General features: G+C 63.2%; 22 protein-coding genes. 14 read left to right on the forward strand and 8 right to left on the reverse strand.

The window, feature by feature from the left end; translation table 11 throughout:
- Positions 1–120 precede the first annotated feature (120 nt).
- Positions 121–621 (forward strand): RNA pyrophosphohydrolase, encoded by a 501-nt coding sequence (locus FVW59_RS09305; protein WP_148063967.1) that lies wholly within the window; start codon positions 121–123, stop codon positions 619–621.
- A complete protein-coding gene (gene ptsP / locus FVW59_RS09310) occupies positions 622–2,883 on the forward strand; it encodes a phosphoenolpyruvate--protein phosphotransferase (RefSeq protein ID WP_148063968.1) in 2,262 nt (753 codons plus the stop codon).
- A 14-nt stretch (positions 2,884–2,897) separates the two neighbouring features.
- Here ptsP and FVW59_RS09315 read toward each other — a convergent pair whose 3' ends face one another.
- Positions 2,898–3,668, reverse strand: coding sequence for an NRDE family protein (locus tag FVW59_RS09315; protein ID WP_148063969.1), 771 nt, complete (start codon positions 3,666–3,668; stop codon positions 2,898–2,900).
- Between the two features lie 157 nt (positions 3,669–3,825).
- Between FVW59_RS09315 and lgt the strand changes: the two genes are divergently transcribed.
- The 9 genes from lgt to FVW59_RS09360 all read left to right on the forward strand — a co-directional run bounded on the left by lgt (position 3,826) and on the right by FVW59_RS09360 (position 11,329).
- Entirely contained in the window at positions 3,826–4,638 is an 813-nt protein-coding gene (gene lgt / locus FVW59_RS09320; protein ID WP_148063970.1) for a prolipoprotein diacylglyceryl transferase, read from the forward strand.
- Entirely contained in the window at positions 4,635–5,468 is an 834-nt protein-coding gene (locus FVW59_RS09325) for a thymidylate synthase (RefSeq protein WP_148063971.1), read from the forward strand. Before lgt ends, FVW59_RS09325 begins: the two co-directional genes overlap by 4 nt.
- Complete coding sequence (locus FVW59_RS09330; RefSeq protein WP_222711457.1) at positions 5,465–5,992, forward strand: dihydrofolate reductase; 528 nt, start codon at positions 5,465–5,467, stop codon at positions 5,990–5,992. The genes FVW59_RS09325 and FVW59_RS09330 overlap by 4 nt, the downstream gene beginning before the upstream one ends.
- 243 nt (positions 5,993–6,235) lie before the next feature.
- Positions 6,236–7,021, forward strand: coding sequence for a DUF3450 domain-containing protein (locus FVW59_RS09335; RefSeq protein ID WP_148063972.1), 786 nt, complete (start codon positions 6,236–6,238; stop codon positions 7,019–7,021).
- Complete coding sequence (locus FVW59_RS09340) at positions 7,021–8,415, forward strand: MotA/TolQ/ExbB proton channel family protein (protein WP_148063973.1); 1,395 nt, start codon at positions 7,021–7,023, stop codon at positions 8,413–8,415. Before FVW59_RS09335 ends, FVW59_RS09340 begins: the two co-directional genes overlap by 1 nt.
- Position 8,416: 1 nt before the next feature.
- Complete coding sequence (locus FVW59_RS09345; RefSeq protein ID WP_148063974.1) at positions 8,417–8,944, forward strand: MotA/TolQ/ExbB proton channel family protein; 528 nt, start codon at positions 8,417–8,419, stop codon at positions 8,942–8,944.
- 13 nt (positions 8,945–8,957) lie between these two features.
- On the forward strand, positions 8,958–9,362 hold the full coding sequence (locus FVW59_RS09350; protein WP_148063975.1) for an ExbD/TolR family protein: 405 nt from the start codon (positions 8,958–8,960) through the stop codon (positions 9,360–9,362).
- Positions 9,363–9,367: 5 nt separating this feature from the next.
- Positions 9,368–9,976: an energy transducer TonB gene (locus FVW59_RS09355; RefSeq protein ID WP_148063976.1), complete on the forward strand. Its 609-nt coding sequence runs from the start codon at positions 9,368–9,370 to the stop codon at positions 9,974–9,976.
- Positions 9,977–9,991: 15 nt separating this feature from the next.
- Positions 9,992–11,329: a tetratricopeptide repeat protein gene (locus tag FVW59_RS09360; RefSeq protein ID WP_148063977.1), complete on the forward strand. Its 1,338-nt coding sequence runs from the start codon at positions 9,992–9,994 to the stop codon at positions 11,327–11,329.
- 97 nt (positions 11,330–11,426) lie between these two features.
- On the opposite strand, the gene cspE is transcribed toward FVW59_RS09360, so the two are convergent.
- Positions 11,427–11,633, reverse strand: coding sequence for a transcription antiterminator/RNA stability regulator CspE (cspE, locus tag FVW59_RS09365; protein WP_116368042.1), 207 nt, complete (start codon positions 11,631–11,633; stop codon positions 11,427–11,429).
- Positions 11,634–11,901: 268 nt separating this feature from the next.
- On the opposite strand from cspE, the gene FVW59_RS09370 reads away from it, so the two are divergent.
- Positions 11,902–12,558 carry a response regulator transcription factor gene (locus FVW59_RS09370; protein WP_148063978.1) on the forward strand — a complete coding sequence of 219 codons (657 nt, stop codon included), beginning with the start codon at positions 11,902–11,904 and terminating at the stop codon, positions 12,556–12,558.
- Positions 12,558–14,009: an ATP-binding protein gene (locus FVW59_RS09375; RefSeq protein ID WP_148063979.1), complete on the forward strand. Its 1,452-nt coding sequence runs from the start codon at positions 12,558–12,560 to the stop codon at positions 14,007–14,009. Before FVW59_RS09370 ends, FVW59_RS09375 begins: the two co-directional genes overlap by 1 nt.
- Here the strand turns inward: FVW59_RS09375 and glk are convergent.
- The 5 genes from glk to FVW59_RS19750 form a co-directional block, all read right to left on the reverse strand.
- Positions 13,950–14,903 carry a glucokinase gene (gene glk, locus FVW59_RS09380; RefSeq protein ID WP_187275833.1) on the reverse strand — a complete coding sequence of 318 codons (954 nt, stop codon included), beginning with the start codon at positions 14,901–14,903 and terminating at the stop codon, positions 13,950–13,952. The two genes, FVW59_RS09375 and glk, sit on opposite strands and share 60 nt — an antisense overlap.
- An 8-nt stretch (positions 14,904–14,911) precedes the next feature.
- Positions 14,912–16,360, reverse strand: a complete 1,449-nt coding sequence (pyk, locus tag FVW59_RS09385) for a pyruvate kinase (RefSeq protein WP_148063981.1) — start codon at positions 16,358–16,360, stop codon at positions 14,912–14,914.
- 138 nt (positions 16,361–16,498) lie between these two features.
- Positions 16,499–17,509: a glycerophosphodiester phosphodiesterase gene (gene glpQ, locus FVW59_RS09390; RefSeq protein ID WP_148063982.1), complete on the reverse strand. Its 1,011-nt coding sequence runs from the start codon at positions 17,507–17,509 to the stop codon at positions 16,499–16,501.
- 6 nt (positions 17,510–17,515) lie between these two features.
- Positions 17,516–18,325, reverse strand: a complete 810-nt coding sequence (locus FVW59_RS09395; RefSeq protein WP_148063983.1) for a transporter substrate-binding domain-containing protein — start codon at positions 18,323–18,325, stop codon at positions 17,516–17,518.
- A 98-nt stretch (positions 18,326–18,423) separates the two neighbouring features.
- Positions 18,424–18,699, reverse strand: a complete 276-nt coding sequence (locus FVW59_RS19750; protein WP_148063984.1) for a DUF3012 domain-containing protein — start codon at positions 18,697–18,699, stop codon at positions 18,424–18,426.
- 143 nt (positions 18,700–18,842) lie between these two features.
- On the opposite strand from FVW59_RS19750, the gene FVW59_RS09405 reads away from it, so the two are divergent.
- Positions 18,843–19,778 (forward strand): VOC family protein, encoded by a 936-nt coding sequence (locus FVW59_RS09405; RefSeq protein WP_148063985.1) that lies wholly within the window; start codon positions 18,843–18,845, stop codon positions 19,776–19,778.
- 681 nt (positions 19,779–20,459) lie between these two features.
- On the opposite strand, the gene FVW59_RS09410 is transcribed toward FVW59_RS09405, so the two are convergent.
- Positions 20,460–21,920: a coniferyl aldehyde dehydrogenase gene (locus tag FVW59_RS09410; RefSeq protein WP_148063986.1), complete on the reverse strand. Its 1,461-nt coding sequence runs from the start codon at positions 21,918–21,920 to the stop codon at positions 20,460–20,462.
- Positions 21,921–22,025 lie beyond the last annotated feature (105 nt).

The raw sequence follows: 22,025 nt of genomic DNA on the forward strand, positions 1-22,025 counted from the left end.
GCTCTGCGGCGCAGGATAGCGGGGGCTGGCGGCGCTGTAAAACACGGCGTGCGGGCCGTTTCTCAGGCGCCGGAAAGTGTGGAACAATAGCCGGCCCAATATAAAAGGCCGGTAACCAGGGTGATCGATTCAGAAGGCTTCCGCCCCAACGTGGGGATCATGCTCGCCAACCGCGAAGGCCGCCTGCTGTGGGCGCGTCGTATCGGCGGTAAGGATGCCTGGCAGTTCCCCCAGGGGGGCATCAATAGGGGCGAGTCGGCCGAGGATGCTCTGTTCCGCGAATTGTGGGAGGAAGTCGGCTTGAAACCGGAGGCGGTGGAAATCCTCGGCGCCACCCGGGGCTGGCTGCGCTACCGTCTGCCCAAGCGCTTCATTCGCCGCGGTCAGCAGCCCCTGTGCATCGGGCAGAAGCAGAAGTGGTTCCTGTTGAGAATGCTGGCCGATGACACCGCCGTGCAGCTGGACTGCAACGAGAAACCGGAGTTCGATCACTGGGAGTGGGTCAGCTACTGGTACCCGCTGGATCAGGTGGTGCCCTTCAAGCGCGAGGTCTACCGGCGGGCACTGAAAGAAATGGCCCAGGTGGTGGGGCGCCGAATACAGCAGCCGGCGGGACTCTAAATGCTCGAAACCCTGCGCCAGATTGTCCAGGAAGTAAACGCTGCCGAGGGTCTGAACGAAGCTCTGGACATTATTGTGCGCCGGGTGCGCGACGCCATGGGTACCGAGGTCTGCAGCGTGTATATGCGCGACCCGGTGAGCAATCGCTATGTCTTCCGCGCCACGGAGGGCCTGAACAAGAGCCTGGTGGGCCAGGCCAGCCTCGCCTCCGGCGAAGGCCTGGTGGGGCTGGTGGCGGAGCGCGAGGAGCCGGTCAACCTCGAAGACGCAGAGACACACCCGGCCTTCCAGTTCCTGCAGGACATCGGCGAAGAGGCCTTCCACGCCTTTCTCGGTGTGCCCATTATCCACCAGCGCGACGTGTTGGGGGTGTTGGTGGTGCAGCAGGCCCAGCGCCGCCGTTTCGACGAGGACGACGAAGCCTTCCTGGTGACCATGTCAGCCCAGCTGGCGGGGGTGATCGCCCACGCCCAGGTGACCGGGGCCTTGCAGGAGGAATTGCTGGACGGCGCCGGGCCTGCGCGGATCAACGGTATCCCCGGGGCGCCCGGCATCGCCATCGGCACCGTGGTGGTGGTGTCCCCGGGGGCGGATCTCTACGCCGTGCCCAGGCGTATGGTCAACAATCGCCGCGCCGAGCTGCGCGCCTTCCGCCAGGCCCTGGCTGCGGTGCAGGGCGATATCCGCGCGGTGTCAGACAATTTGCGCGGCGAAATGAGCGCGGAAGATCACGCCCTGTTTGATGTCTATCTCGGCATCCTGGACGACTCCGCCATCGGCGGTGAGGTGGCGGCCCTGATCAAGGCGGGTCACTGGGCCCAGGGGGCGCTGAGTCAGGTGATGATCCGGCATATTCGCCACTTCGAGCGCATGGAGCACAGTTACCTGCGTGAGCGGGCGGTGGATGTGAAGGACCTCGGCACCCGGGTGCTGTCCTACCTGCAGGCCAACGACCCGGATCGCGAGCAGGACTATCCCGAGCAGTGCATCCTGGTGGGAGAAGAGCTCACTGCCTCGGTGCTGGGCGAGGTGCCGCGGGAACAGCTCGCCGGCCTGATTTCGGTGCGCGGCTCGGGTAACTCCCACGTCGCCATCCTGGCCCGGGCCATGGGCATTCCCACGGTGATGGGGGCGGTGGATCTGCCCTATACCCGCCTGCAGGACCGGGAAGTGATCGTCGACGGCTACCAGGGCGCCGTGCATCTCAACCCGGCACCGGAAGTGCGCCAGCGCTTCCTGGACCTGCTGGATGAGGACCGGGCGATCAACAAGGATCTGGAAGCCCTGCGCGACCTGCCCTGCGAAACGCTCGATGGCCACCGTTTGCCGCTGTGGGTAAACACCGGGCTGATGGTGGATGTGGGGCGCTCTCTGGAGCAGGGCGCGGAAGGGGTGGGACTGTATCGCACCGAGGTGCCCTTCCTGCTGCGCGACCGTTTCCCCTCGGAGGAGGAGCAGCGCCAGATATACCGCGAGCAGCTGCAGGCCTTCGCCCCCCGTCCGGTGACTATGCGCACCCTGGATATCGGCGGCGACAAGGCGCTGCCCTATTTCCCCATTGATGAGGACAACCCCTTCCTCGGCTGGCGCGGCATCCGGGTGACTCTCGACCACCCCGAGATTTTCCTGGCCCAGGTGCGGGCCATGCTGAAGGCCAACGAGGGGCTGGGCAATCTGCGCATCATGCTGCCCATGGTCAGCAATATCGCCGAACTGGAAGAGGCCCTGACGCTGATTCGACGCAGTCACCGCGAGCTGCAGCAGGAGGGCTTTTTTGGCGACCTGCCGCCCATCGGGGTGATGGTGGAAGTCCCCTCCGCGGTGTACCAGGCCCGGGCGCTGGCGCGGCGGGTGGATTTTCTGTCGGTCGGCAGCAACGATCTGACCCAGTATCTGCTGGCGGTGGATCGCAATAACTCGCGGGTGGCGGATCTCTACCACTCCTTCCATCCGGCGGTGCTGCACGCCCTGAACCTGGTGGCCGAGGCGGGGCGCTGCGAAGGCAAGCCGGTCGGGATCTGCGGCGAACTGGCTGGCGACCCGATCGGGGCCGTGTTGATGCTCGCCATGGGTTACAACGTGCTGTCGATGAATGCCACCAGCCTGCCGCGGGTCAAGCAGACGCTGCGCAAGCTGACCTACACCAGGGCCTGCGAGGTGCTGGCGGAAGTGATGGAGATGGAGGACGCGGCGGCCATTACCCGGCGTCTGGACGCCCTGATGGTCGAGAGCGGCCTGGAAAAATTCAGCCGCGCGCGCTGAGCGCGCGGCGGCTTTCAACCCAGTGGAAAGTGCTCCCGGCGCACGCCGCTTTGGCGGCCGCCGGCATCGTAGCTCGTTTCGCGCCAGTCCACCGCGCCGTCGCCGCTGACGGTCAGGGTGGTGCTGGAGCGGGTGCCATAGGCGCCGGCGCAGATAAACTGGGCGGACAGCTGGCGATCCATGGCCTCGCCCAGTCCCAGCGGTGCCAGGGCGGCCGTATCGGCCAGGCGACGATCCTGAACGACCTCCAGCAGCGCGCCGTGATCAATGTCGCCGCTTTTTTCCAGCAGGGCGCGCAGGCGCGCCTTGCCCAGTTCGACCTTGGGCCAGGGGGTGTCGAGGCTGGCATTGCTGAGTCCGTAGATGCCCGCTTCGAGCTCGCGCTGGCCGCCGCCGTTGGCGTTGCTCCAGTACCACAGTGTTGTACGGTCACCGAACAAAAGGTTGAAGCCGGCGTACTGCGCCGCCTGCCCGCTCTGCCGGGCGAGCCATGCCGGCGCTGGCTCGGCGCTATCCAGCCAGTCCAGTGGCAGCTCGCCGCGGGAGCGCGGCGCCGGGGTGCTGCGGGCCGGGTCGCGGAAATTGGTGATGGCGGCAAAGCGCCCGCCGCGCGTAATGCCCATCCAGGTACCGCCGGCCTGGAGGTCGCGCCCCGCCAGCAGGTCGGGCCGCTCGCGCCAGAACCCGGCGGCGGCCGTAGGGCGGGCGTGGAATTCGTCCCGGTTGGCCGCCATCAGCAGTGGGTAGCGGGGGTGGGTGCGGTAGGCGAAGATAATCAGGCACATGGGGCCATGCTATTGAGCGGGCGATCAAATAGCCATCCCCGCCGCTTTGGTCGCCCGCCCCGCTTGGCGATTGAGTATCCACTCCCGCTGGCCGATAATGGCCGCCGAGTTTGCGGCGGCCCGCCCGCCCTTTCATCCACCTGCCCCTGCGAGCCCCATGCTGCCCTATCCCGAGATCGATCCCGTCGCCTTTTCCATCGGTCCCGCAAAAGTGCACTGGTATGGCCTCGCCTACCTGACCGGCCTGGCATTCGCCTGGTGGCTTGCGGTGCGGCGCAGCGCCCGCCCCGACAGTCCGGTGAGTCGCGAGCAGGTCGATGACCTGATTTTCTACGGTGCCCTTGGCGTGGTGCTCGGGGGGCGCTTCGGCTATGCCCTGTTCTACGGCACCGAGCAGTGGATGGCGGACCCCACCTGGCTGCTGCGGGTGTGGCAGGGCGGCATGTCTTTCCACGGTGGATTCCTCGGTGTGCTGCTGGCCATGTTCCTCTACGCTCGCCGCCACCGTATCGTGTTCGGCTCGCTGATGGACTTTGTGGCGCCGCTGGTGCCGGTGGGGCTGGGGCTCGGTCGTCTTGGCAACTTTATCGGCCAGGAACTGTGGGGGCGGGCTGCCGACGTGCCCTGGGCCATGGTGTTTCCGAAGGATCCACTGCAGTTGGCCCGCCATCCTTCCCAGCTCTACCAGTTCGCCCTGGAGGGGGTGGTGTTGTTCATCATTCTTATCCTTTACTCTGCCAGACCGCGGCCGGCCTGGGCGGTATCGGGTGTGTTCTCCCTCTCCTACGGCTGCCTGCGCTTTTTCTCGGAATTCTTTCGCGAGCCGGACGCCCACCTGGGCTTCCAGGCCTTTGGCTGGGTGACCCGGGGGCAGATCCTCTGCCTGCCGATGATCGGTCTCGGCCTGTTTCTGTTGTGGTATGCCCATCGCCAGGGCGCCGCCTCGCCAGCCAAGGACGCCCGCCCATGAAGCAGTATCTGGACCTGTTGCAGGACATTCTCGACCACGGCCATCGCAAGGACGATCGCACCGGCACCGGCACCCTGTCCGTCTTTGCCCGCCAGTTCCGCCACGACCTGGCGGACGGCTTTCCCCTGCTGACCACCAAGAAGCTGCATTTCAAAAGTATTGCCAATGAACTGATCTGGTTTCTCAGGGGCGACACCAACACCCGCTGGCTGAAGGAGAACGGGGTCAGCATCTGGGACGAGTGGGCCACCGAGAGCGGTGACCTGGGGCCGCTTTATGGCGCCCAGTGGACGGCCTGGCCGACCCGCGACGGCGGCCACATCAACCAGATTGACTATGTGGTGGACTGCCTGCGCAACAAACCCGACAGCCGCCGTATTCTGTTTCACGGCTGGAATGTAGAGTACCTGCCCGACGAGTCCATGAGCCCGCAGGACAATGTGCGCGCCGGGCGCATGGCCCTGCCGCCCTGCCACCTGCTGTACCAGTTTTACGTGGCCGGCGGGCGCCTGTCGGCCCAGCTCTATATACGCTCCTCCGACTCCTTCCTCGGGCTGCCCTACAACACCGCCAGCCTGGCGCTGCTGGTGCACATGCTGGCCCAGCAGTGCGAGCTGGTGCCCGGGGGGATCGTGATCACAACGGGTGACTCCCACATCTACAGCAACCATATGGAGCAGGTGCACGAGCAGCTGTCGCGCGCTCCCCGCGCACTGCCGCGGCTGGAAATCCTGCGCCGGCCGAACAGCATCTACGACTACCGTTTCGAGGATTTCGCCGTCCATGGCTACGACGCCCACGCCAGCATCCCGGCGCCGGTGGCGGTGTGAGCGCAGTGGGGCTCGGGGTTATCGTGGCGGTGGCCGACAACGGCGTGGTGGGGCGGGATAACGCCCTGCCGTGGCACCTGCCGGGGGATCTGGCCTGGTTCAAGCGCAACACCCTGGGCAAGCCGGTGATCATGGGGCGGCGCACCTGGGAGTCTATCGGGCGCCCCCTGCCGGGACGCCTCAATATCGTGGTCAGTCGCAACCCGGACTACTGCGCCGACGGTGCGACAGTGACCGGTTCGCTGCAGTCCGCGCTGGCGCTGGGGCGGGCACGAGCCGCCTCAGACGGGGCTGAGGAGGTGATGGTGATCGGCGGTCCGGGGCTTTACGCCGAGGCGCTGCCTCTGGCCGACCGCTTCTATGTTACCGAAGTGCACGCCGAGGTGGCGGGGGATGCCGTGCTGCCACCGGTAGACTGGAGCGCCTGGCGGGAGATATCCCGGGAGCGGCAGAAGGCGGCCAACTCCGCCAGCTACGACTACAGTTTCGTGGTGTTTGAGCGTACACAGGCTAATAGTCGTTAGCCGGAGGGGGGTGTTTCCCCTCAATTGTGTTACTTTGGCTGCAGAAACAATTTATTTGTGTAACGTAACTACACAAAGGGGGGTGGCGCTTCAAGCGGATTTTTACTTTCGTTGAAAAAGGGTGGGCGTTGGGTTTAAATTCTGCCCCTCGGTTTACCGACTCTCACTTTTCCACTATATAGAAGTACCGAGTCACATTTCACTCAGCTCTGATTCACTCAGTTGGAAGGAAGCACAATTCCCATGACTATGCATCGATTCAAGAATGTATTGATCGCTGCAGTGGTCTCTACAGGCGCCGTTCTCGGCTCTGTAGCGGCCGTGCAAGCCAATACTCTGGACTCCATTCTTCAGGTGGGCGAAGCCAAGAACGATGCTGCGCGCAAATCGCAGCAGAAGATCGACCGCCTCGCCGACGAAACCCGCGACCTGCTCAATGACTACAAGACAGTCAACAAGCAGATCGACGGCCTGAAGGTCTACAACGAGCGTCTGCAGAAGCAGATCGACAACCAGATCGCTCGCATCGCCGATATCGATGACTCCATCGCCCAGGTGACCGTAATTCAGCGCCAGATGACCCCCCTGGTCATCCGCATGATTGACGGCCTGGAAAAGTTCGTTGCCCTGGATGTGCCCTTCCACATGGAAGAGCGCCAGCAGCGCATCGATTTCCTGCGTGCCAACCTGGACCGCTCCGACGTCAGCGTGGCGGAAAAATTCCGCCAGGTGCTTGAAGCCTACAAAATCGAAGCCGAGTACGGCCGCAAACTCGACGCCTACAAAGGCAGCGTTGAAATTGACGGCGTAGAGCGCGACGTGAACTTCTTCCGTGTGGGCCGCGTGGCCCTTCTGTACCAAACCACAGACACCGAAATCTCCGGTGCCTGGGACCAATCTACTCGCAGCTGGGTTCCTCTGGACCGCGGCGAATACCGCAACGCCATCATGAAAGGCCTGCGTATCGCCCGTAAGGAAGCGTCAATCGACCTTATGAACCTGCCCATCGAAGCGCCGGAGGCCCAGTAATGAAATTCAAGTTTGTAACCGCCGCCGCTGTCGCACTGAGCGGTGCCCTGACCCTGTCTGCGGGCTTTGCCCAGGCGCAGGAGCCGAAGTCCCTGGAGGAGCTGCTGCAGTTCGTCAAGCAGGGCCAGGTGACCGAGGCCAAGGAAAACGCTGCCCGTGAGCAACGCTTCGCCCAAGCCAAGGCCGAGCAAGCCAACATGCTCAAGCAGGCCGAAAACGAGCGCGCTCGCCAGGAACAGCTTTCCACCGAACTGGAAGCGACCTTTGAAGAGAACGAACTGGCTGTCGCCGACAAGCAAAAAGTCCTGAAGGAGCGTCTGGGTACCCTGGCCGAGCTGTTCGGTCACCTGACCTCTACCGCCGGCGACCTCTCCAGCAACCTGGAGAACTCCCTGACCAGTGCCCAGTACCCCAACCGCCAGGAGTTCCTGGACAGCCTGATCAAGAAGATGTCCGACAGCGACAAGCTGCCGAGCATCGAGGAGATCGAGCGCGTTTGGTACGAGCTGCAGCGCGAAATGGTTGAATCCGGCAAGGTTGTGACCTTCAACGCTGAAATCGCCAAGCCCAACGGCGACAAGGTTGAGCAGCAGGCGACCCGTATCGGCCTGTTCAACGTGGTCTCCGAAGAAGGCAAGTACCTGCAGTTTGTTCCCGCCAAGGGCACCCTGGAAGAACTGGCTCGCCAGCCCTCCGGTCCCTATCAGGGCTGGGCTAAGGACCTGGTTGCCGCCACTGGTGGCGAAGGCTTCCAGAAGTTCGGTGTTGACCCGACCGGCCCCACCGGTGGCTCCTACCTGGCGGCGCTGATCAACAGCCCCAACCTGGAAGAGCGCTGGCACCAGGGTGGCTACGTGGGCTACGCGATCACCGCGGTGGGTGTGTTCGGCTTCCTGCTGGCCATCTGGCGCCTGATTGTCCTCACTGGTGTGAGTGCCAAGGTCAGCAGCCAGCTCAAGTCTGACAAGGCGAATACCAACAACCCGCTGGGCCGCGTACTGAAAGTGCACGAAGACAACCCCAGCATGGACACCGAGACCCTGGAGCTGAAGCTCGACGAGCAGATCCTCAAGGAAACTCCCAAGCTGGAAAGCGGTCTGACACTGTTGAAGATCATTTCCGCAGTAGCCCCGCTGATGGGTCTGCTGGGTACGGTGACCGGTATGATCATTACCTTCCAGGCCATCACCATCTTCGGTGCAGGCGATCCCAAGGCGATGGCCGGCGGTATCTCCGGCGCTCTGGTGACCACTGTACTGGGTCTGCTGGTTGCGATCCCCACCGTGCTGCTGCACACCATCGTGAATGGCCGCGCCCAGCGCATCATCCACGTGTTGAACGAGCAGAGCACCGGTATTATCGCGGAGCACACCGAGGGTAACCGGGGTAAATAATATGTACTGGTTCGATAGTGCTTACGAGGCCGTCTCCCGTTTCATGGATATGGGCGGGAACGTACTCTGGCTGATCGCCATCCTGCTGTTCGTGATGTGGGCGCTGATTTTCGAACGAGTCTGGTATTTCAAGGCTGGCTGGAAGAAAGACGTTTCCAATGCCATTGCAGCCTGGGAGGCGCGCCCGGAACGTAAGTCCTGGGCCGCCCACCGGATTCGCGAAAAGCTCATTTCCGAAGCGCGGATGCAAATCAACCAGTATCTGCCCGTTATCAAAACCATGGTGGCCCTGTGCCCCCTGCTCGGGTTGTTGGGAACGGTGACCGGGATGATCGAGGTGTTCAATATTATGGCGGTTACCGGTGGTGGTGACGCCAAATCCATGGCCGGCGGTGTATCGCGGGCCACTATCCCCACCATGGCCGGCATGGTTGCCGCCCTGTCGGGGGTATTTGCCAACACCTATGTCACCCGAGTTGCCCAGCGCGAAAGCGAGTTCCTGGAAGACAACCTGACCACCGATCACTAAGAGAGCAAAGCCAATGCGCAGGAACAACAAAGCAGCTGCGGAAGATGAAGCTCAGATCGACCTGACGCCCATGCTGGACGTCGTGTTCATCATGCTGATCTTCTTCATCGTTACCGCTTCCTTCATCAAGGAAGCCGGTGTGGAAGTGAACCGCCCGGAAGCCTCCACGGCTCAGCCCAAGGAAAACGTGAACATCCTGGTGGCGATTACCGCGACCAATGAAATCTGGATGGATCAGCGTCGCATCGATGTCCGCGCCGTGCGCGCCAACATCGAGCGTCTGCACGCGGAAAACCCCAAGGGTGCCGTAGTTATTCAGGCGGACAACGAATCCAACACCAAGACAGTGACCGAAGTTCTGGATGCCGCGCGTGAAGCCGGTGTTTACGACGTGTCTCTGGCAACCGAAGATAAGTAGTCGTTATGAGTCGCAATTTAGTCAGACTGGTCTTTGGAGCGCTACTCGCGATCCCCGTGGCTGGCGGTCTGTTCTTCATCATGCAGTATCTTATCGCCAGTGCGGATCCGGAAATCGACGATACCAAGCAGCGCAAGCTGGCCGATATCCACATGCCTGAGCGTGAGATCGAGACCAACCGTACGGAGCAGAAGCCGGACAAGGTTGACGATCCCGAGGAACCGCCGCCGGATCTCGATACCCCCGATATGGATATGGACATGGATACCGATGTGGTTAATACCGCCCCGGCCCAGGAAGTCTCCATCGAAATCAGCTCCAGCGGTATGGCCGCCACCGACGGCGAATACCTGCCCATCGTGAAGGTTGCGCCCATCTATCCGCGCCGTGCCCAGACTCGCGGTATCACCGGTTACTGCATCGTGGAATACACGGTTACCAAGTCCGGTTCCATCCGCGATCCGCGTCCGGTCGATTGCCAGCCCTCTGGTGTGTTCGAAAGCGCTTCCGTGAAGGCCGCCGAGAAGTTCAAGTACAAGCCCCGTGTGGTCGATGGCGAAGCGATCGAAGTGGCGGGCGTACAGAACAAGTTCACCTACGAGCTGGAACAGTAGAACGGTTGATGCGTTATGAAAATCACTAAACCTTACACCTGGCTTCGTCCCGCGCTGCTGGCGGTGCCAGTGGTCGCTGTCCAGGTCGCTGTATCCCAGATACAGGCCGACCTCGGCTACGCACCCCTGTCCTCGGCCCAGGCCCAGGAGCAACAGGCCGACCAGCGCGAGACGCGCAAGACGCCGGCCCTGCGCAACAAGGTCTACGAGCGACTCGCTGAAGCCCAGGCCGCCGCCGAAGCCCAGGATCTCAATACCGCCGCCAAAATTCTCGACGAGATGCTGGCGGGCCGGCGCGACAACGAGCTGAACTCCTACGAGCTGGCCAACGTGTACAACCTGTATGCGTTCATCCACTACTCGCGGGAAGACTACCCCAAGGCCCTGCAGGCCTATGAGAATGTCATCAAGCAGCCCGACATCCCGCTGGCGATGGAGATCAATACCCGCTATACCGTTGCCCAGCTGTACTTCGTACAGGAGCAGTGGCAAAAGGGTATCGACGCCCTGAACAAGTGGTTCGCCATGACGGAAACGCCCAATGCCAACGCCTATGTGCTGCTGGCCCAGGGCTATTACCAGATGAAGGACTACGACAAGTCGCTGCTCAATGTGAACAAAGCCATCAGCATGTACCGCGAAGATGGCAAAATTCCCAAGGAGCAATGGCTCAACCTGGCCCGCTTCCTCTACTTCGACAAAGGCGACGTGAATAACGCCGTGGCCGTACTCGAGGAGCTGCTCACCCACTATCCGAAGAAGGATTACTGGGTACAGCTGTCGCACATGTACGGCGAGCAGAAGAAAGAGACCGACCAGCTGTCCGCGATGGAAACCGCCTACGTGCAGGGCATGCTCGACAAGGGCACTGAACTGGTCACCATGGCCTATCTCTACCTGAATGGTGAGGTGCCCTGGAAGGCTGCCCAGGTGCTGGACAAGGGGCTCAAGGCTGACCGGGTTGAGGACAACTCGAAGAACAACGAGATCCTCGGTAACGCCCTGCGCCAGGCACAGGAAGTAGAGAAAGCCATCCCGGCGATGGAAAAGGCCGCTGCCAAGTCCGACGATGGCGAGCTGTACGCCCGGCTGGGTAACATCTACCTCGACGGCGAGCAGTACGACGAAGCCATCGATGCCATCAACAAGGGCCTGCAGCGCGGTGGCGTCAAGCGCCCCGACACGGCGCGCCTGGTACTGGGCATGGCCTACTTCGAGAAGAAACAGTACGCCAAGGCGCGCGATGCCTTCCAGGCTGCTGGCAAGGACAAGCGCTCCGCCCAGTTTGCCGAGCAGTGGATCCAGTACATGGACTCCGAGCTGGACCGCCAGAAGAAACTGGCCGAAGGCTGACCTTTCCGGCGGGAGCCTCGCGCTCCCGATACCGCACTCACAAAAAAGGAGCCGAATGGCTCCTTTTTTGTGGCTCCGCCCACGAAGGGCGGTTTAATCAGATAGCGACAACATTCTCGGCCTGGGGGCCTTTCTGTCCGTCGGTCACATTGAACTGGACTTTCTGTCCGTCCGCCAGGGTTTTGAATCCATCACCCTGGATGGCACTGAAGTGAACGAAAACGTCTGGGCCGTTCTCGCGCTCGATAAAGCCGAAGCCCTTGGTTTCGTTAAACCACTTAACGGTGCCGGTTTCTGTAGACATATGTATTACCTGTATAACATTGGCATTCCTGTGGATGCCGGGATTAATCATTATTTATGATCAACGAACCGAGGAACTTTGGGAACTTCGACCGCGCGCATAAATACCGCTGATTACTCAGCGTCTTTGAGTGTATCACTGCTGGCGGAGCCGTATAGTCGGGTGGCCAGAACTTATTTTGGGAATTTTGCGCCTTTCTGAGGCCTTCAGGCAGGGTTCATCCTGTCGCGGCAGGCTGGCAAGCGGAATTTGAGGGAACGAGAACCCCGTGCGTGTACTGTTAGCGGAAGATGACCAGCAGCTGGGTGAGTCACTGGAAGCGGCCCTGCGGCTGGAGGGCTATGCGGTGGACTGGTTGCAATCCGGGGAGCCGGTGCGCGCCGCTCTCAGGGCCACCCCCTACGACGTGCTGGTACTGGACCTGGGGCTGCCCGGGGTGCCCGGCATGCAGGTACTGCGACAGCTGCGCGCCGACAAGCACCACCTTCCGGTGTTGCTGCTGACCGCCCGCAATACCCTGGCCGACAAGGTGGACGGCCTGGACAGCGGCGCCGATGACTACCTGGGCAAGCCTTTCGATATGGACGAGTTGTTCGCCCGCCTGCGTTCCCTGCTGCGCCGCGAGTCCGGCTATCGCAGCCAGTTGCTGGAGGCGGCGGGTATCGCCCTTGACCCGGTGAATCGCACTGTCGAGGCGGGCGGCGAGCCGGCAACCCTGACGGCGCGCGAGTTTGCCATCCTGGAAATCCTGATTCGCAATGCCGGGCGCTTTGTCTCCCGGGCCCGGCTGGAGGAGGGGATCTACAGCTGGGGGGAAGAAGTCGGCTCCAATACCGTGGAGGTGTATGTTTCGCGCCTGCGTAAACGCTTCGGGAGCGAGGTCATCGAAACCATGCGGGGTGTGGGCTACAGGATGCACCGCTGATGCGCTCGCTCAAGCGCCGCCTCACCTGGATTCTGCTGGGCCTGATCCTGTTTTCCTGGGTGGGTTCGGCGCTGGTCACAGTGTTTTACGCCGGCCGGGTACTGGTGGCCCAGGTGGATCGGCAGCTGGAGCAGTACGCGGCCCTGGTGGGCTATGTCTCCGATGTGTTCGAGCGCCAGCTGGATGCCGGTCAACCACTGCCGGAGCCCTGGCGGGATGAGCACCTGCGTGCGACTGCCGCCGAACCGCTGGTGGTGGATGCCGCCGGTGCATCAGGCGCCGTTGCACCGGCCCTGAACGTCTGGCTCGACGGTCGCCTGCTGGCGGTGTTCGAGGATTCCCCGCGCTTCGGCCTGCCGGAAAAGCCGGGCTTTTCCCTGCGCCAATTGCCCGGTGAGCGCAGCCACTGGCGTTTGTTCAGCCGCTACGATGAAGATGTAGGCCTGTGGATTGTGGTGGGAATCGATCTGGATCAGGCGCGCTGGGCCCTGCTCGGCAGTCTCGCCCGGGTCCTGTTTCCCCTCCTGCTGATCCTGCCGCTGACCCTGCTGGTGCTGTATTTCGGTGTGCAGCGCGGACTCAAGCCCCTGCGCACCCTGGCTGAACAGATTGGCCGGCGCAGTCGACGCGCCCTGGAACCGGTGCAGGTGGAATCGGTTCCAGGCGAGGTGAAGCCGGTAGTATCGGCCCTCAATGCATTGCTGGAGCGCCTGGCCTACGCCCTGGAATCTGAACAGCGATTTACTGCCAATGCCGCCCACGAACTGACCACGCCGCTGGCCGCAATCAAGGCGGAGGTGCAGTTGTGCCAGCGTCAACTGGCGGACAGCGAAGCGCGGCATATGCTGGATCGCATTGCGTTGCGGGTGGATCGTGCCCACCACACCGTGGCGCAGTTGCTGACGCTGGCGCGGCTGGACCCGGATATGCCCGTGGTCACCGCTCAGGTCGATCTGGAGCGCCTATTGCGCGAGGTATTGGCAGAGACGGCGCACCTGGCGAGCGAGCGCCGCCTGCAGGTGGACGTCGAGGCAATCGGCGCTGCCTGTGTGGCTGGCAACGGCGAGGCCCTGGCGATCCTGCTGCGCAATTTGCTTGGCAATGCCTTCCGCTACGCCAGCACTGGCAGCGATGTTGTACTGCAGCTGGGGCAGACGGCTGACTGCGTTGTAACACTGAGTGTGGAGAACGACTGCGAGCCCTTGTCCGGCGATGAGTTCCTCAACCTGACGCAGCGCTTCTACCGCGTGCCGGGCAGCCCCGGGGCCGGTGCCGGTCTCGGCTTGTCGATTGTCGAGAGGGTGGTGAACCTGCACGGCGCCCGCCTGCAGACTTCTGCCCGCGCCGGAGGCCAGGGCTTCCGGGTGCAGGTGGATTTCCCGGATCCGGCTTCAGTCCAGGGGAGCGTGGGCGGCGCCAATCAGTCCCGGCTGGGGGGTGGTGATCAGTAAAACCGGCACCGTGCCAAGGTGATTGTCCATCGCGCCTTTCTGCTGGAAGCGAACCATGAAGCGGCTTTGCATGAGGAAATCCGCAATACGTGGCGCGATGCCGCCGGCCAGATAGAGCCCGCCATAACTGCCTGTAGCCAGTACGAAATCGCCGCAGGCCGAGCCTAGCAGGGCGCAGAAATGGCCCAGTGCGTCGCTGCAGAGTGCTTCTTCGCCAGCCAGCGCCCGTCGGGTTACTTCCGCCGGACTGCTGGCGCTGGCCTGCTCGCCGCGCAGTTCTGCCAGGGTCTGGTAGAGGCGCTGCAGGCCGGGGCCGGAAATCAGTAGTTCCGCGAAGATATCGCGGTGCCGGGTCAGCAGCAGGCGGAACAGAGCCAGCTCTTCTTCGCTCTGGGGTGACAGGCCCATATGACCGGGTTCGCAGGGCGTGGCGTGATAGGCGCCGCGCACCGGCTCCACGGTTGCTCCGCCGAGGCCGGTGCCCGGTCCGACCACCGCCAGGCGCTGGCAGGCCCCCGGCCGGCCGGGGTAAATCACTTTCCGGTCCTGCTCGCCGAGGAAGGGCAGGGAGTAGGCATTGCTCTCGAAATCGTTGATCCAGCCGGAGGCCTGCAACTGGAAGCGCTCGGCCAGTCCGCTGCGGGAGAACGACCAGTCCATGTTCACCATGGTAATGTGATCGCCTTCCAGCGGTGCGGCAACGGCAATGCAGGCTTGCGCCGGCGGTGCTTCGTCGAGCCGCTGCATCCAGTCGGCGACCACGTCCTCGAACTCGGCGTAGTCGCGGTTGATATAGGTGCGCAGGGCGCGAAACTCATCGCGCGCGGAATCGTACAGCGCCAACCTGGAGTTGGTGCCGCCGATGTCTGCCACCAGGCGGGTGGCCAGTGTCATGGCGCTGTTCATCCTACCGGCAGGATTTTCATGATGTTGGTGGCGCCGGGGTGACCCATCACCATACCGAAGGTCAGCAGGATGGAGTCGCCGCTCTGCAGGTAACCTTCGCTGCGCAGGAATTCGATGGTGCGCGCCTCGATCTCGCTCTGGCCATAGACCTCGGCGTCGAAATAGAGGGGAACAACACCGCGGCACAGACAGAGTTTCTGCAGGGTTTCGCTGCGGCTGCTGAGGGCGAAGATCGGCAGGCCCGAGCTCAGCCGCGACATCAATCGCGGTGTGGTACCCGACTCTGTCAGGCAGGCTATGCCGCGCACATTGGGGTAGTGGTTGGCGGCGTAAATCGCCGACATGGCGATGGTTTCCTGGGCGCTTGAGAACTGGCGGTCGAGCCGGTAGCGGGAGGTGCGGGCCACCGGGTGGCGCTCTGCTCCGAGGGCGGCATCAGCCATCGCGTGCACGACTTCCGCGGGGTAGTTGCCGACCGCGGTCTCCGCCGACAGCATCACCGCATCGGTGCCGTCGAGCACGGCGTTGGCCACGTCGAACACTTCGGCGCGGGTGGGTAGGGGGTTGCTGATCATCGACTCCATCATCTGGGTGGCGGTGATCACTACCCGGTCGGCCTTGCGCGCGCGCGAGATCAGGTCTTTCTGGATGCCGATCAACTGCGCGTCGCCGACCTCTACGCCGAGGTCACCGCGGGCGACCATGATGCCGAAACCGGCCTCGAGGATCTGGTTGAGTGTCTCTTCGTCGGCCACCACTTCGGCCCGTTCGATTTTGGCGATGATGGCGGGGCTGAGATTGTGCTGGGCCAGCAGGTCGCGGGTCTGGTAGATATCCGCGGCGCTGGATACGAAAGACACCGCCACGAAGTCCGGCTGCACCAGGGCCAGGCTGTCGATATCGGCGATGTCCTTGCTGGTCAGCGCGGGCGCTGCCAGGCCGCCGCCGAGACGGTTGATGCCCTTGCGCGAGCCGAGTTTGCCGCCCTGGGTGACGGTGCAGGTGACGCTGCGACTTTCCACAGAGTCTACCTGCATGCGCAGTCGGCCGTCGTCCAGCAGCAGCGTATCGCCGGGCGTCACGCTGTCGCAGAGTTCGCGGTAGTCTAGGCCGACCCCGCGGGCGTCGCCCTCACCTTCGGCGATGTCCAGATCGAGGCGGAAGGTGTCGCCGCTGGCGAGTTCCACCGCGCCGTCGCGGAAGGTGCTGATACGAATCTTCGGCCCCTGCAGGTCGGCCAGGATGCCGACATAGCGCCCCGCGGAGGCGGCCTGTTTGCGGATGCGGCGGGCCACCTCGGTGTGGTGGGCGGCGGAGCCGTGACTGAAGTTCAGCCGGAACACGTTGACGCCGGCGCTGATCAGCTTTGCCAGCATGGCCTCCGACTCGCTGCCGGGGCCGATGGTCGCCACGATTTTGGTGCGGCGATTAACCTTGGGTATCACACTCCAATCCTATTGTCGGGGGGCGGCAGTTCCGGGGGAATCCCTTCGCTTGTGGTGTCGTAAGTGTCGCAGGGATACGCTTTTGTGCATGGGGAGAATAATGCCCTGTTCGGCGGTCAACTGCCAGCGCTGGCGACCTCAGGGCGAAGGCTTTGCGTCGATGTAGTCGCGGGCGATATCGGGGAAGTCGGTAAACAGGCCGTCCACACCCACCTGGCCGATAAACAGGTCCAGTAGTTCGTGAAAGCTCGCGATACCCGGTGGTAACTGGTCGCGCCGGAAAGTGTAGGGGTGCACCGCCAGGCCGGCGGCGTGGGCTCGCTGCACCAGGTCGCTCAGTTGAATGTTGCCCTGTTCATCCCTGCCCCGGTAGATCTGCATCAGCCACGGGCCGATGCCGTCGGCATAGCGGGCAATATCGGCCAGTCCGGCGTCACTTTGCAGGTAGTCGTAGTCCACCTTGCTGTCCTCGCCCCAGCTGTTGTCGGCGATCAGCTGGATCAGGGGCAGGGTTGTTTTCAGGTCCTCGCGCAGATAGCGCAGGGTGGCATCGTCGAAGCACTGCAGAAACACGGCGTCTCGGCGTTCGGCGTAGCCGCTTGCCTGCAGCACATCGAGCACGCGCCGGGCGATGTCCTGCCCCTCACGGCGATGAAAGCGCGGCGCCTTGAGCTCAATGTACAGCCCGCTGTGTCGGCCGCGACTGCGATTGAGGCCGCTGATGAAGGTGATTTCCTCGGCGAGGGTGGGTACCCCGAGGCCGCTGGGGCCGGCCGGAAAACGTCCGGGATAGACGGCGCTGCCATCGGGCTGGCGGCGCTCCCCGGCCTCCAGCCGGCGGATTTCAGCGAGGTCGAAGTCGATGGCGTAATAGCGCCCGTCCTCCCGCGCGCGGCCGGGGAAGCGCACGGCCACGTCGGTGGTGGCGTCCAGGTAGATGTCGTGCAGGACAATGGGCACCCCGTCCCGGGTCAGCACCACATCCTGCTCGAGGTAGTCGGCCCCCATGCCGTGGGCCAGGGCCTTGGCCGCCAGCGTGTGCTCCGGCAGGTAGCCGCTGGCGCCGCGGTGGGCGATGACCAGGGGGGCGCTGTCAGCGGCCACGATGGGTGCCGCCGCCAGGCAGAGCATCAGTGCCAGTGCGCGCATCGCGGATCAGGGCAGGGCCGCCAGCCATTCCTTGTCTTCCAGCCATTGTTTGCGCAACTGTGCCACCAGGCCGATACGGGTATAGGCCTCCAGGTAGTTGTCGACCAGGTTGAAGAACTCGCGGTCGTCCTTGTCCAGGGCGATACCGATGGGTTCCACGGTGAGAGGCTTGTCGAGGGTGACCAGCCCGAGGTCCGGGAAGCGCAGCACCGTCAGCCGGCACACCGGCATATCGGCGACCATCCCGTCGGCCTTGCCATCGAGGATCATTTTCACGGCCTGGTCGTAGTGATCCACCTCGATCAGTGTGGCCTCCGGCGCACCCTCGCGTACAAAGCTGGCGCTGGTGGAATTCTTCAGGGCAGTCAGGGTGAGGTCGCCGCGGTTGAATTCATCCGAGCCGGAAACCTTGGCCAGCACCGAGTCCCGGGTCAGCAGTGACTTGCCCGACATCATGTAGGGACCGACAAAGGCCGCCTGTTCACTGCGCTCGGGGGTGATGGCCATGCCGGAAATCACCAGGTCGATGCTGCCGTCCTCCAGGGAGGACATCAATTCGCCAAAGGGCATGACCTTGATTTCCAGTTTTACCCGCATGGCGTTGGCCAGAGCCTTCGCCAGGTCGACATCGAAACCCATCAGGGTTTTGTCGCGGCTCAGCATATTGAGCGGCGGCTGATCGGCGGTCATGCCGACCTTCAGGGATTTGAAATCGATCACCCGCTGCAGCGTCTCACCGGCCATTGCCAGGCCGGGCAGGCTCAGGCAGGCGAGCGTGAGGCAGGTGAGGGTAAGGCGGTGAAAAAGTCCGGACATGGTGGCTCCCTGTGGTTTGCGGGCGCCAGCGGGCACCATTGCAATCAGTTTCCAGTGTAGGCCAGCTGGCCTTTGAAACCCAGCGCGGGCCGGGCGGCTTAAAACACGCAGTGCTTGGCGTAGTCGGTCGCCTCGTTACTGCTCCAGTCGCCCTTGGGCTTCTCCGCCAGGGATTCGCACCAGGCCTCGGAGCCGACCGTGGTGGCCTCGAACACGCAGTGGCTGGCAAAGGTCACCGCATCGTCAGCCGTCCACCCGGATTTGGGCTGCTCCTTTTTGCTTTCACACCAGCCCTTGCTGCCCGGCTCGTCGCTGCAGGCACCGAGTGCCAGTGCGCAGGCCAGCAGGAGGGAAGTCCGGAGTTTGTTCACCATAGTGTCCTCGCGTTGACGGTGGTTGCCCAGCAGTATGGCACCAATCGGCAGCGAGGCGAGAATGCACTATCCTGAGGGCACAGGCTGCCGTGCAGGCGCCTGCGCCGGGCCGTGAACAGCGTGAACAGGAAGGGGCGATAGGCATGATGACATTGACGGGTCTTTACCGGCTGGTAGCCGCGGGGCTGGCTGGTGCAGCGCTGCTGGCGGGCTGCACCGCAACGGGATTCAGTTTGCCGGGCGTGTCGAGTGACTACAGCGGCGGCCGCCTGGCGGGCAAGGTGGTCTGGCACGACCTGCTCAGCGATACCCCGGCCCGCACCGAGGCCTTCTACAGCGGGCTGTTCGGCTGGGAATTCGAGGCCCTGCCACTGGAGAGCGCCAACTACACCCTGATCCGCCACCAGGGGCGCCTGATCGGCGGCATGGTCGACCAGAACGAGTTGCCCATCCGGGAAGACGTTTCCCAGTGGGTGGTGGTGATTTCCGTCGCCGACCTGGAGGCCGCGGTCAATGCGCTGGACAGCGCCGGCGGCAAGGTGCTGACCCCGCCGACCTCCCTCGGCGAACGCGGTGATCTCGCCGTAGTCACCGACCCTGAAGGGGCCGCATTCGCCCTGCTGGAAACCCGTCACGGCGACCCCGCCGACGGCGGTGACCGCCCCGCCAGCGGCGACTTTCTCTGGGATGAACTCTGGGCCGGGGAGCCTGAGGCTGCAGGCAACTTCTACCGCAAAGCCCTGGGCTACGGGCTGGAGCAGCGCGAGCTCGGCAGCGATCAACAGCCCCTCTCCTACACTGTTTTCAACAGCGCTGGCCAGCCCCGCGCCGGGCTGCGGGGGCTGCCTGTCGAGGGCCTCAAGCCAACCTGGGTCAGCTATGTGCGAGTGGCCGATGCCGCCGAGCTCGAAAGCATCCTGTCCCGGGTTGAAGGCCTCGGTGGCCGCATCCTTGTGCCCGCCACAGACCGTCCGGCCGGTGGCCGGGTCGCGCTGATTGCGGGGCCCTCTGGCGCGGGGATAGCGCTGCAGACCTGGGATAATTCAGCGGTGTTGGGCATGCAGGGGGACGAGGAATGAAGGTGTTGTTGAAGGTATGCCGCCTGGCGGCGCTGTCGGTGCTGGTGCTGGGGCTGTCCGCTTGCTCGGATCCGCATGTGTACGGGAGTATCGGGATTTCCACGGGGTATTCGTCGTGGGGGCACGGTGGCTGGGGCGGGGGTATTGGCACCAGTATTTCGGTTGGTGGGCGGATTCGGTAGACACTCTTTATGCTTGGTGATTTATGCAGGGCTCTGGTGAATCGGGTAGTTTCGTTGGGTGCGCCGCCGCCGCGGGGTAAGCCCCTCAGAGACACGCCGTGAATACATCCATGTAGTCTCTTCAACGGCATCCATGCCGTTGACGGTCTCTTCGGGGCTTACCCCACAGCGGCGGCTCAGTGCCAGATTCAAGTTATCCGAATCCTGTGGATGTCGTGGTAGAGGCTTGAAACCGTTTGAAAACACTAGCGCTGCCACCAAATTGACAAATTCAACTGCAGGTCAGATTGAAGCAGCGGACGCTGGAGGGGCCTCGCCAGACTCTATGAGGCATGGATGCCGAATAGAAGCGTACAGGGACGTATTTACAGCGTGTCTGGCGAGGCCCCTCCGGTGGCCGTGGCGCCACCTGATCTCATAGAATCGTTATAGGTCAAAGAAAAACGGGGTTCGCCACCACAGCGAACCCCGCTCTCCGAACGACAGTGCCAAAGCGCCGCTACTTCTTCACCTGCATCTTGATCGTCTTCTCCGTCGCCTTGTTATAGGGGGGCAGCATCCCGCCCAGCTTGGCGACATTGGCATTGGCCTGCCGGTAGATCGACTTGGCGTGGCTGAAGGTCTTGAAGCCTTCGTGGCCGTGATAGGCACCCATGCCGCTGGGGCCAACGCCGCCGAAGGGCAGTTCCTCCTGCATGATGTGCATGATCACGTCGTTGACACAGGCGCCGCCGGAGGTGGTGCGGGTGAGGACGGCCTCTTCCTCCGCCGCGTCCTGGCCGAAGTAGTAGGCCGCCAACGGGCGCGGGTTGGCGTTGACGAAGGCGATGGTCTCCTCAAAGTCGCGGTAGGTGCGAATGGGCAGGAGCGGGCCGAAAATTTCCTCCTGCATGACCTTCAGGTCGTCCGCCGGCTCCGGCACCAGGGTCGGCGGGATTTTGCGCGTGCCCTGCTGCTGGCTGAAATCCTCGTTGCCCGGGTTCAGGGGCATGACCTTGACGCCGCGTTCTTCGGCTTCCTTCAGGTAGCCCTGCAGGCGCTCGAAGTGGCGCTCGTTGACCACTGAGGTGTACTGGGGGTTGTCCAGCAGTTTGGGGTACATGGTGGCCACCGCCTTCTGGGCCGCTTCGATCACCTCGTGCAGCTTCTCCTCCGGCACCATCAGGTAGTCCGGCGCCAGGCAGATCTGGCCCGCGTTGAGTGTTTTGCCGAGCATGATACGGGTCAGGGCCTGTTCCAGGTCTGCGCTGCGGGAGATGAAAACCGGGGACTTGCCGCCCAGTTCCAGGGTCACCGGCACCAGGTTGCGGGACGCGGCCGCCATGATGTGACGGGCGACGGAGGTGGCACCGGTGAACAGCAGGTGGTCGAAGGCGAGGCCGGAAAAGGCCGCGCCCACTTCGGGGCCACCGGTGAAGATGGCGACTTCGGTCTCATCCCAGGCTTCGGCCACCATTTCGGCCATGATTTCCGAGGTGGCCGGGGTGAACTCGGATGGCTTGATCATGGCGCGGTTACCGGCGGCGAGAATCCCTGCCAGCGGGCTGAACGTCAGGTTGACCGGGAAGTTCCAGGGCGAAATGACGCCGACGACACCCAGCGGCTGGTATTCGATGCGCGAGCGCCCGCCCAGCAGATTGAGGGGAAACATGGTGGGGCGCCGTTCGCCCTTCATCCACTTGCGCAGGTGCTTCCTGGCATGCTTCATCGGGGTGATGGAAGGAGCCACGTCAGTGAGCAGGGTGACTTCCCGGGCGCGGCAGCTGAAGTCGCTGTTGAGAGCGTCGACGACTTTGTCCTGGTACTTGAGCAGCACGTCAATGCCGCGGTCAAGGCGGTCGATACGGGTCTCTGCGCTGACTTTACCCTCGGCGAGATAGCTGGCGCGCTGGGTGTCCAGCACGGCCTGCATGGCTGCCTCGATATCACTGTGTTCCTGAACGGTTTGCGGTGCATTCATGGAAATTCTCCTGCCCTTTGCCCGGTGAGCTTTTATTTCAGCATTCCAGTATAGTCCCCGCCTGCTGCCGACATAACTGTCAGAGCTGGTTATATCCGGCCAAAT

Source organism: Parahaliea aestuarii, assembly GCF_008064635.1.
Lineage (GTDB): Bacteria > Pseudomonadota > Gammaproteobacteria > Pseudomonadales > Halieaceae > Parahaliea > Parahaliea aestuarii.